The sequence below is a fragment of the Streptomyces sp. NPDC002044 genome, assembly GCF_040296725.1.
Lineage (GTDB): Bacteria > Actinomycetota > Actinomycetes > Streptomycetales > Streptomycetaceae > Streptomyces > Streptomyces antarcticus.
Genome location: NZ_JBEOXU010000192.1, coordinates 1 through 9,099 on the forward strand (window position 1 = coordinate 1; position 9,099 = coordinate 9,099).

Annotated in this window: 10 protein-coding genes; 6 read left to right on the plus strand and 4 right to left on the minus strand. The window is 75.1% G+C overall.

The annotated features are described in order from the left end of the window. Positions 1-78: 78 nt before the first annotated feature. Positions 79-741: an SDR family oxidoreductase gene (locus tag ABT106_RS28990; RefSeq protein ID WP_351283191.1), complete on the plus strand. Its 663-nt coding sequence runs from the start codon at positions 79-81 to the stop codon at positions 739-741. 267 nt (positions 742-1,008) lie between these two features. On the opposite strand, the gene ABT106_RS28995 is transcribed toward ABT106_RS28990, so the two are convergent. After that, the gene (locus ABT106_RS28995; RefSeq protein WP_351283194.1) at positions 1,009-1,362 is read right to left on the minus strand and encodes an SDR family oxidoreductase; all 354 of its coding nucleotides are present in this window, start codon (positions 1,360-1,362) and stop codon (positions 1,009-1,011) included. On the opposite strand from ABT106_RS28995, the gene ABT106_RS29000 reads away from it, so the two are divergent. Continuing rightward, complete coding sequence (locus ABT106_RS29000) at positions 1,361-1,675, plus strand: ArsR/SmtB family transcription factor (RefSeq protein ID WP_351283197.1); 315 nt, start codon at positions 1,361-1,363, stop codon at positions 1,673-1,675. The genes ABT106_RS28995 and ABT106_RS29000 overlap by 2 nt on opposite strands. A 91-nt stretch (positions 1,676-1,766) precedes the next feature. Beyond that, positions 1,767-2,834: a DNA polymerase III subunit beta family protein gene (locus ABT106_RS29005; RefSeq protein ID WP_351283200.1), complete on the plus strand. Its 1,068-nt coding sequence runs from the start codon at positions 1,767-1,769 to the stop codon at positions 2,832-2,834. 57 nt (positions 2,835-2,891) lie between these two features. Here ABT106_RS29005 and ABT106_RS29010 read toward each other — a convergent pair whose 3' ends face one another. Beyond that, a complete protein-coding gene (locus ABT106_RS29010; protein WP_351283203.1) occupies positions 2,892-3,251 on the minus strand; it encodes a hypothetical protein in 360 nt (119 codons plus the stop codon). 249 nt (positions 3,252-3,500) lie between these two features. Here ABT106_RS29010 and ABT106_RS29015 point away from each other — a divergent pair, with 249 nt between their 5' ends. Then, entirely contained in the window at positions 3,501-4,067 is a 567-nt protein-coding gene (locus ABT106_RS29015) for a YdeI/OmpD-associated family protein (protein WP_351283206.1), read from the plus strand. An 81-nt stretch (positions 4,068-4,148) separates the two neighbouring features. Here the strand turns inward: ABT106_RS29015 and ABT106_RS29020 are convergent, their stop codons facing one another. Together ABT106_RS29020 and ABT106_RS29025 are read right to left on the minus strand one after the other, a co-directional pair. Continuing rightward, positions 4,149-6,245, minus strand: a complete 2,097-nt coding sequence (locus ABT106_RS29020) for an ATP-binding protein (protein ID WP_351283208.1) — start codon at positions 6,243-6,245, stop codon at positions 4,149-4,151. A gap of 34 nt (positions 6,246-6,279) precedes the next feature. Then, positions 6,280-6,990, minus strand: a complete 711-nt coding sequence (locus ABT106_RS29025; RefSeq protein WP_351283210.1) for a FadR/GntR family transcriptional regulator — start codon at positions 6,988-6,990, stop codon at positions 6,280-6,282. Between the two features lie 141 nt (positions 6,991-7,131). Here ABT106_RS29025 and ABT106_RS29030 point away from each other — a divergent pair, with 141 nt between their 5' ends. Further along, positions 7,132-7,689 (plus strand): gluconokinase, encoded by a 558-nt coding sequence (locus ABT106_RS29030; RefSeq protein WP_351283212.1) that lies wholly within the window; start codon positions 7,132-7,134, stop codon positions 7,687-7,689. Positions 7,690-7,701: 12 nt separating this feature from the next. Then, a partial coding sequence (locus ABT106_RS29035; RefSeq protein ID WP_351283214.1) for a GntP family permease occupies positions 7,702-9,099 on the plus strand: 1,398 nt, incomplete at its 3' end.

The following is a 9,099-nucleotide window of genomic DNA, read 5'->3' on the forward strand; positions in this document are numbered from 1 at the left end:
GCGCCGGGCGGCGGCCGGGGCCCGCGCCGAACGGCGCCGATGCGGCGAACCGGCCGCCGCCCGCGTACGGTCGGCGTCATGCGCATTGTCATCGCAGGTGGACACGGACGGATCGCCCTGAGGCTGGAACGGCTCCTCGCCGCGCGCGGGGACCAGGTCACGGGCATCATCCGGTCGGAGGAACAAGCCGACGACGTACGGGCGGCCGGTGCCGAACCCGTCGTACTGGACCTGGAATCCGCCCCGGTCCGGTCGGTGGCGGCGGTCCTGCGGGGCGCCGACGCCGCCGTCTTCGCCGCGGGCGCCGGCCCGGGCAGCGGCCCCGCACGCAAGGACACCGTGGACCGCGGCGCCGCGGTCCTCTTCGCGAACGCGGCCGAGCGGGCCGGCGTACGCCGCTACCTCACCGTCTCCGCCATGGGCGCGGACGTGGAGCACGAGGGCGACGAGGTCTTCGACGCGTACCTGCGGGCCAAGGGCGCGGCCGACGACGACCTCCGGTTCCGCTCCGGCCTCGACTGGACGATCCTGCGCCCGGGCGCCCTCACCGACGGGGCGGGAACCGGACTGGTGCGCCTGGAGACGAGCACCGGCCGCGGCGAGGTCCCCCGCGACGACGTGGCGGCGGTCCTCGCCCGGCTGATCGACACCCCGGCGACCGCGGGCCTGGTCCTGGAACTGACCGGCGGCACGACACCGCTCCGGGCCGCCGTGGACGCCCTCGCGGGCCGGTCCCGGTAGCCTCCCTGGCCCGCCTCCCGGGTCCGTCGGCCGGGGGACGGCCCTGGATGTGGGCCGGTCCCGGGCTCGTGCTCGTCGCCGTCGTCAGCCACGGCGCGGCGACCGGCCGGAGCAGCCGGCGGCTGGTCCGTCCTCTCCTCGGGAGCCGCGATCCTCATGATCGCCTTCTCGTTCGCGGCCGTCTTCCCGGTCCGCGCGGACCGTCGCACCCCCGCGGGTACCTGACCGCGGAGCCGCCGAGCCGTGTGCCCGGACGGACGTCACCGGCTAGAGCGAGCGGGCGGCGCCGCCGTCGATGCGGATGGACTCGCCGTTGATGTAGGCGGCGTCCCGCGAGACGAGGAAACGGACGAGCCCGCCGGTCTCCCGGACCGTGGCGTAGCGGCCGGCCGGGATCCTGGCGAGGAAGGCGGGGTCCTCGGGCCCGCTGTCGACGAAGCCGGGCATCACGCTGTTCATCCGGATGCCGCGGGCCGCGAACTGGTCGGCGTACAGCTTGGTGAAGGACGTCAGGGCGGCACGGAGGCTGGAGTTGACGGGGATCAGCCCCATCGGCTCGAAGGCCGTGCAGGAGGAGAGGTTGACGAAGGCCCACGCCGCGCGCCGTACCATCGGACCCATGGCCACGTACCACCCCGTCCGCGAACAGCTCCTCGTCGAGGACGTCCTCGCCGCCCTCGGCAACCCCGTACGCCTCTGCATCGTTCGCGAACTCGCCGCCTCCCCCGACGGGCGCACCTGCGGCAGCCTGCCCCTGGAAGTCACCAAGGCCACGGCCACCCACCACTGGCGGGTCCTGCGCGAGTCCGGGGTCACCCAGGAGCACAAGGTCGGCCGCTACAAGGCGGTCTCGCTGCGCCGCGCGGACCTCCAGCAGCGGTTCCCGGGCCTCCTGGACGCCGTGCTGGCCGCCACCCCGCCGACCGCCGGCTGACCCCGGGGCGGCTTCCGGCCGAGGCCGGGCCGGCCTCCCCGCCGGCCGCCGGGTTGACCTTCGAGTGGGATGAAAGTCGACAATCAGCGGCATGGACAACGCCACACCCGATCTGATGAGCATCAGCGCGTTCGCCCGGCGGGTCGGACTCGCTCCGAGCGCCCTGCGCTTCTACGACGACTGCCGCGTGCTGGCCCCCGCCCACGTGGACGGCGCCACCGGCTACCGCTCCTACTCCCCCGCCCAGGAGACCCGTGCCCGGCTGCTGCGCGGGCTCCGCGAAGCCGGGCTGGCGCTGGCGGACGTGGCCGCCGTGCTGGACGGTCCCCCGGACCGGGCCCGGGAGGTGCTGGAGCGGCACCGGGTGGCCGCCCGCGCCCGTGGACGCGCCGCCGACGCGGCGATCACGGCAGTGCTCGACGGGCTGCCCGGCGGGCCGCGGACCACCGGGTTCACCGTGGGCGGGGCCGAACTGGCGAGCGCGGCCCGGCAGGTCACCCCGGCCGCCGGGCGCGATCCCGCACACCCTGAACTGGGATGCGTCCTCGTGGAGTTCGATCAGGACGAGGTCCGCTTCGTGGCCACCGACCGGTACCGGCTCGCCGTGCGCGCCCTCCGGGCGGCCGCGCCGGGCGGGCCGGCGGGCCGCGTCCTCGTCGACGCCGACGCCCTCCTCGGGCTCGGGGCCTGGGCCGCCCGGACCGCCGAGGTGACCCTGAGCGCCGGACCGGCCGGCGCCACACTGGCCGCACGCCACCCGGGCGGCTCCCGCGAGGTGGCCGGCGCGGCCGGGGAGTACCCCGCCTACCGCGACGTGCTCACCGCGCTGCCCGCGCCCCGGCACCGCGTGCTCGTGGACCGGGCCGCGCTGCTCGGCGCCCTGGAGGCCGGCGGTGATACTCCGGCCGTCGCCGTCGAACTGGGCAGGGACCGGCTGCTCGTGGCGGACCACGAGCTGCCCGCCCTGCGCGCGGAGGCCGAGCCCGTACGCCTCGGCTTCGACCCCGGGGTGCTCGCGCCCGTCCTGGAGGCGAGCGTCGGCCCGGACGTGCTGCTGGAGGTCGCCGGGCCCGCGCTGCCCGTCCTGGTGCGCTCCGCGGACCAGGGCAGCTTCACCGCGCTCGTGATGCCCGTCGCCGTGCCCGCCCGCCGCGCCTGAGGGAGACCACCGACGCGCCCCGCCGCGGTCCCCGCACCCGCTGCCGCCGCGCAGGCGTCAGGCGCGCGCCGGGGCGGCGGTGGCCTCGGGGGCCGCGTCGAGCTCCCAGGCGTGGCGCTTGAACTCCCGCCGGAAGTCGGCGTGGTCCTCCCACTGGCGGGCGACCCCGCGCAGGACGTCCCAGTGGAGCTCCACGGTCTGGTCGATGACGCGGCGCACGGCCGGCTCGGCCGCTCCGCGGGTCTCGAGGAGGCCCTTCGTCACCGTGGCCTCCAGCACGGCGTTGCGCAGCGCGCGCAGCGCGCGGGAGGTGTCGTCCATGCCGAAGCCGTTCTCGCTGCCCGTCTCCGCCGCGAACAGCGGGGTGAGCCGCGCTTCGATGAACGCGGTGATCCGCTCGAAGTGCTGCACGTCCATCAGGGGCTCCGCTCCTGCCGGTCCGTCTGGGGTCCCGGCATCTTGATCGTCAGCTGTACGGCGTCATTATGCGGGCCCGGACCACGGCGCCGGTGCTCGCCGAAGGCTCGGCCGGCCTGGGGACGGCGCCGCTCGGCAGGCTGTTCCCGGTCGTGCGCTTCACCCCCGCGGACGGCCGGAACACGGAGACCGGCCTGAGCGCGGAGCCGGGCCGGCCCCCGCACGGAACGGGGCGTTAGTCTGCACCGCATGGACGAGCTCGGCGGTGTGGAGATCATCGCCTTCACGGACGCCGCGGCGTTCGACGCGTGGCTGGCCGGACACCACACCCGCCATGAGGGGGTGTGGGTCAAGGTGGCCAGGAAGGGGTCGGGCGTCGCGTCGGTGACCTCCGACGAGCTGGTCGACGTCGGGCTCTGCCACGGCTGGATCTCAGGACAGCGGCGCTCCCTCGACGACCGGCACTACCTGCAGAAGTACGTGCCGCGCCGGCCCGGGAGCCTGTGGTCCCAGGTGAACGTCGACAAGGTCGCCGCGCTGACGGCGGCCGGGCGGATGCGCGAAGCGGGGCTGGCCGAGGTCCGTGCGGCCCGGCGGGACGGCCGCTGGGCGGCGGCCTACGCGTCGCAGCAGACGGCGACGGCACCGCCCGACCTCGTGGCGGCGCTCGACGCCCGCCCGGAGGCGAGGAGGGCCTTCGACGCCCTCGACCGGACCGGGCGGTACCGGCTGATCCTGCCGCTGCTGCAAGCACGCACGGCCGGGGCGCGGCAGGCCCGCCTCGACAAGGCGGTGGCCTCGCTCACGCACGGCTGAGCCTCTGGTACGCGTCCCCGTCCCCGGCCCGCGCCGCGGCCGAGGTCGCACGGGGGCGGGGCGACTGCCGCCGCCCCGCCCTCACCGTGCCTCGTACGGCGGCCCGGCGGCCCGCTCGGCGTGGCCGTGGCGGACCCCCTCGCGGAAGGCTTCCTCGTACGCCTGGTCGCCGAGCGCGCCGCGGGCCGTGCGCTCCAGCTCGGCGCGGACCGGCGCCAGTTCCGGGGTCCCGCGCTGGGGATGGCCGACCGCCTGCCAGTAGGCGTGTCCGGTGCCGTACGCGCGGACCGCGCCCTCCTCGTCGCCGTCGGCGGCCCGCGCGGCCGCGAGCAGGTCGAGGCCGAGGGCGGTGCCGAAGCTGTCGTCCAGTTCGCGCTTGCTCTCCAGCATGGCGCGGGCGTGCCCGGCGGACTCGGCGGGGCGGCTTTCGAGCAGGCAGATCAGGGCCAGTTGGTAGTCGGCGTAGGCCCGGGTCCAGTACTCGCCGCGCGCCGCGCAGCCGGACCGCAGCAGCTCGGCCTCCGCGCGGGCGTCGTCGAAGAGACCCGTCCCGGTCAGGGCGAACACCCGGACGAGGTGGCAGCGGACGCGTGGCCCGGACGCGAACGGCGAGGCGGGGAAGGCTTCGAGGACGTTGTCGGCCACGATCCGGGCGGCGAGCGGACGTCCGGCCAGCAGGTGGCTCAGCCCCAGCAGGTACGCGGCGTCCAGGGCCGGCCGCAGGTCGTCCGCGGAGCCGCTGCCCGGGCCGCCCTCCGCGGCCAGGGCCTCGCAGCCCACCGCGAGCTCGTGCGCCTGTTCGTTCTCGCCCTGGAGCAGCAGGGTGACGCCGAGGGCCCACAGGGCGCGGCCCCGGCCCGCCCGGTCGACCTCCTCCGGCCGGGTGGCGGCCAGCGCGCGTTCCAGGTAGCGCCGGGCGGTGTGCAGGTGGCCGCGGCAGGCCCAGAAGAAGCCGACCCGGCCGGCCAGCTCCAGCGCCCGGGCCGGGGCGGTGCTCTGGTAGTGGTCGAGGGCGGCGCACAGGTCCCCGTGCGCCGCGGCGACGCGCCGGTAGCCCTCGCGCTGCCCCGGGCCGAGCCAGTCCCGTTCGGCGGTGCGCACCAGGTGCAGGAAGTACGCCGCGTGCCGGTCCCGCAACGCGTCGGCCTCGCCCAGTCCGGCCAGCCACATGGCCCCGTACTCCCGGATGGTGTCCAGCATCCGGTACGTCCCGTCCCCGGCGGAGCGTACGACGGACTTGGCGGCGAGGGCGGCCAGCAGCGGCGGTACGTCCGCCCCGGTGAGCGGCGGGGCGGAGCAGACGGCGCGTGCGGCGGCCTCGTCGAAGGCGCCGCCGAAGACGGACAGCCGCAGCCACAGCAGCCGTTCGCGCGGTTCGCACCACTCGTGGCTCCACCCGATCGCGGTCCGCAGGGCGCGGTGGCGGAGCGGCTGGACGGGGCGGGTGGTGGACAGCGGCCCGATCCGGCGGGCGAGGCGGTCGGCGAGTTCCTCGACGGTGTGGTCCGCCAGTTGCGCGGCGGCGAGTTCCAGCGCGAGGGGGACCCCTTCGAGTCGGGCGCAGATGGTCCGTGCCGCGACGAGCGACCCGTCGGACCACGGCGGCCGTCGTCTCGGCGGGGCGTCGGCGGCCCGCGCGGTGAACAGCGCCAGCGCCTCGCCGCCGCCCCGGGGGTGCGGCAGCGGCCCGAGTTCGGTGACCCGTTCCTCCGCGAACCCGAGCGGCTGGCGGCTGGTCAGGAGCAGGGCGAGGTGCGGGGCGGCGTCGAGCAGGTCCCGTACGAGCGCGCGTACGGCGGGCACCAGGTGCTCGCAGCAGTCCAGTACGAGGAGCAGCCGGCGCTCGCCGATCCACTCGCGGACGGCTTCGGCGAGGGTGCGGGAAGTGTGGTCGGCGAGGTCGAGCGCGTCGGCGACGGTGTCGACGAGCAGCCGGTCGTCGGGCAGCGGCGAGAGGTCGGCCCAGTGGATCCCGTCGGGGAACGGCCCGTCGGGGCCGGTGAGTCCGGGCGCGCCCTCCAGCAGCTCCCGCACCAGCCGGGTCTTGCCCACGCCGCCCGGTCCGGTCAGGGTGGTCAGCCGGGCGTTGCCCAAGGCCGTTCGCAGCGCGGCCAGTTCACCGCCCCGCCCCACGAAGGTGGCGGCTCCGTCGTCGTTCGCCCCGTCCAGTCCCAGCACGGGTCCAGTGTGGCCTACGGGGCGGGGCCGCGTACTACGGAGCGAGGACGTCCAGCTCTTCCAGGGCGCCGACCGCGATCTGCCGGGTCAGTGCCTCGGCGCGGGCCGCGTCGCCCTCCCGGACGGCTTCCGCGACCTGGACGTGCAGGGTGACGGCGGCCGGATCGGGGTCGTGGAACATCACGTCGTGCCGGGTGCGGCCGGTCAGGACCGCCGCGACGACGTCGCCGAGCCGGGCGAACATCTCGTTCCCGGAGGCGTTCAGCACGACGCGGTGGAAGGCGATGTCGTGGCGGAGGTAGCCGTCGAGCTGGTGTCCGCGCGAGGTGCGGACCATGCCGAGGGCCGCCTCGGTGAGTTCGGCGCACTGCTCGGGGGTCGCCAGGGTCGCGGCGAGCCCGGCGGCGACCGGCTCGACCGCGGAGCGGAGCACGGTGAGGGAGCGCAGCTGGCGGGGCCGGTCGGTGCCGGCCAGCCGCCAGACGATCACACGGGGGTCGTAGACGTTCCACTCGTCCGTGGGACGCACCGTGACGCCGACCCGGCGGCGGGACTCGACCAGCCGCATCGATTCCAGGACCCGGACGACCTCACGGACGACGGTGCGCGAGGCGTCGAACCGCCCGGCGATCTCGTCGGTGCGCAGGACGCTGCCCGGCCGGTACTCCCCCGCGGTGATGGCGAGGCCGAGGGTGTCCAGCACATGGGAGTGCAAGCCCTGCCCAGGGCTGCCGTCGGTCGTCATGGGCGTAAGCGTAGGTGACGCCGCGGCGAACGGCGGCGAACAAAAGATGCGACGTTTTCCGTCCAGCACTTGAATACGTCGTACTTAATAGGCTTCAGTGGTGCCACACGAACCGATGTCGACGAGGACAGCGAGGTAGGCGTGAGCACCCAGCGCGTCATTGTGGTGATGGGCGTGGCCGGCACGGGCAAGACGACCGTGGGCCGGCTGATCGCCGAAGCGCTCGCCCTCCCGTACGCGGAGGGCGACGCGTTCCACCCGGCGGCCAACGTCGCCAAGATGTCGGACGGCATCCCCCTGGAGGACGCGGACCGGTGGCCGTGGCTGGACGCCATCGGCGACTGGATCCGCGGCCGGGCCGGGCTCGGCGGCGGGGTGGTCGCGGCCTCCTCGCTCAAGCGCGCCTACCGCGACCGGCTGCGCGCGTCGGGTCCCGGGACGGTCTTCGTCCACCTCACCGGGGACCGGCCACTGATCGAGGAGCGGATGGCCGCCCGCAAGGGCCACTTCATGCCGCCCGCCCTGCTGGACTCACAGTTCGCCACCCTGGAGCCGCTCCAGGGCGACGAGGCGGGCGTCGTCGTCGACGTGTCCGGCTCGCCCGAGGACATCACCGCGCGGGCGCTGGCCGCCCTGCGCCGGCTCGGCCCGCCCGAGAACCCCGGCACACCCGAGAACACCCGCACACCCGAGAACTAAGGAATCGTCACAGTGACCGGTCTCAGCGTCGAGACACTGGCAGCGGCGGGCGGCGAACCGATCACCTCGGCCGGGAACGCCCAGCTCGGCATCGCCGTGCTCGCCGGCATCGCCGTCATCGTCCTGCTCATCACCCGCCTCAAGATGCACGCCTTCCTGGCCCTGACGCTGGGCTCGCTGGCCCTCGGGGTCTTCGCGGGCGCACCCCTGGCCAAGACCATCGCGAGTTTCACCGCGGGGCTGGGCGCCACGGTCGCCGGCGTCGGCGTACTGATCGCGCTCGGCGCGATCCTCGGCAAACTGCTGGCGGACTCCGGCGGAGCGGACGAGATCGTGGACACGATCCTCGCCCGGGCCAAGGGCCGGGCCATGCCGTGGGCGATGGTGCTGATCGCCTCGGTCATCGGGCTGCCGCTCTTCTTCGAGGTCGGCATCGTGCTGCTGATCCCGGTGGTGCTGCTCGTGGCCAAGCGCGGCAACTACTCCCTCATGCGGATCGGCATCCCCGCGCTGGCCGGCCTGTCCGTGATGCACGGGCTGATACCGCCCCACCCCGGGCCGCTCGTCGCCATCGACGCGCTCGACGCGAACCTGGGCGTCACCCTCGCGCTGGGCGTGGTCGTGGCGATCCCCACCGTGATCATCGCCGGGCCGCTGTTCTCCCGGTACGCGGCCCGGTGGGTCGACATCCCGGCGCCGGAGCACATGATCCCGCAGCGCCCCTCGGAGGAGCTGGAGCACCGGCCCCGGTTCGGCGCCACCGTCTTCACCGTGCTGCTGCCGGTGGCCCTGATGCTGGTCAAGGCGCTGGTCGACATCATCGTGGACGACCCCGCCGACCCGGTGCAGCGGGTCACCGACGTCGCGGGCTCCCCGCTGATCGCCCTCCTCGCGGCGGTGCTGGTGGGCATGTTCACCCTGGGCCGCGCGGCCGGCTTCACCCGGGCGAGGATCTCGACGACGGTGGAGAAGTCCCTCGCCCCGATCGCGGGCATCCTGCTGATCGTGGGGGCGGGCGGCGGCTTCAAGCAGACCCTGATCGACGTCGGGGTAGGGCAGATGATCCTCGACCTGTCGGAGAGCTGGTCCATCCCGGCCCTGCTGCTGGCCTGGCTGATCGCGGTGGCCATCCGCCTCGCGACCGGTTCGGCGACGGTGGCCACCATCTCGGCGGCCGGCCTGGTCGCCCCGCTCGCCGCGGGGATGCCGGCCACCGAGACCGCGCTCCTGGTCCTCGCCATCGGATCGGGTTCGCTGTTCTTCAGCCACGTCAACGACGCGGGTTTCTGGATGGTCAAGGAGTACTTCGGGATGACACACCACCACCTCGGCGCTGGCCCTGCCGCTGCCCTCGGGCGACGGCTGGGTCATCGACACCCCGGGCGTGCGCTCCTTCGGCCTGCATCACGT

What these genes read in the sequence shown, in the direction of transcription:
- ABT106_RS29015 (WP_351283206.1), top strand. Translation starts at nt 3,501, where the DNA reads ATGGACGAGCTCGGCGGTGTGGAGATCATCGCCTTCACGGACGCCGCG.
- ABT106_RS29005 (WP_351283200.1), top strand. Translation starts at nt 1,767, where the DNA reads ATGGACAACGCCACACCCGATCTGATGAGCATCAGCGCGTTCGCCCGG.
- ABT106_RS29000 (WP_351283197.1), top strand. Translation starts at nt 1,361, where the DNA reads ATGGCCACGTACCACCCCGTCCGCGAACAGCTCCTCGTCGAGGACGTC.
- ABT106_RS28990 (WP_351283191.1), top strand. Translation starts at nt 79, where the DNA reads ATGCGCATTGTCATCGCAGGTGGACACGGACGGATCGCCCTGAGGCTG.
- ABT106_RS29010 (WP_351283203.1), bottom strand. Translation starts at nt 3,251, where the DNA reads ATGGACGTGCAGCACTTCGAGCGGATCACCGCGTTCATCGAAGCGCGG.
- ABT106_RS29025 (WP_351283210.1), bottom strand. Translation starts at nt 6,990, where the DNA reads ATGACGACCGACGGCAGCCCTGGGCAGGGCTTGCACTCCCATGTGCTG.
- ABT106_RS28995 (WP_351283194.1), bottom strand. Translation starts at nt 1,362, where the DNA reads ATGGGTCCGATGGTACGGCGCGCGGCGTGGGCCTTCGTCAACCTCTCC.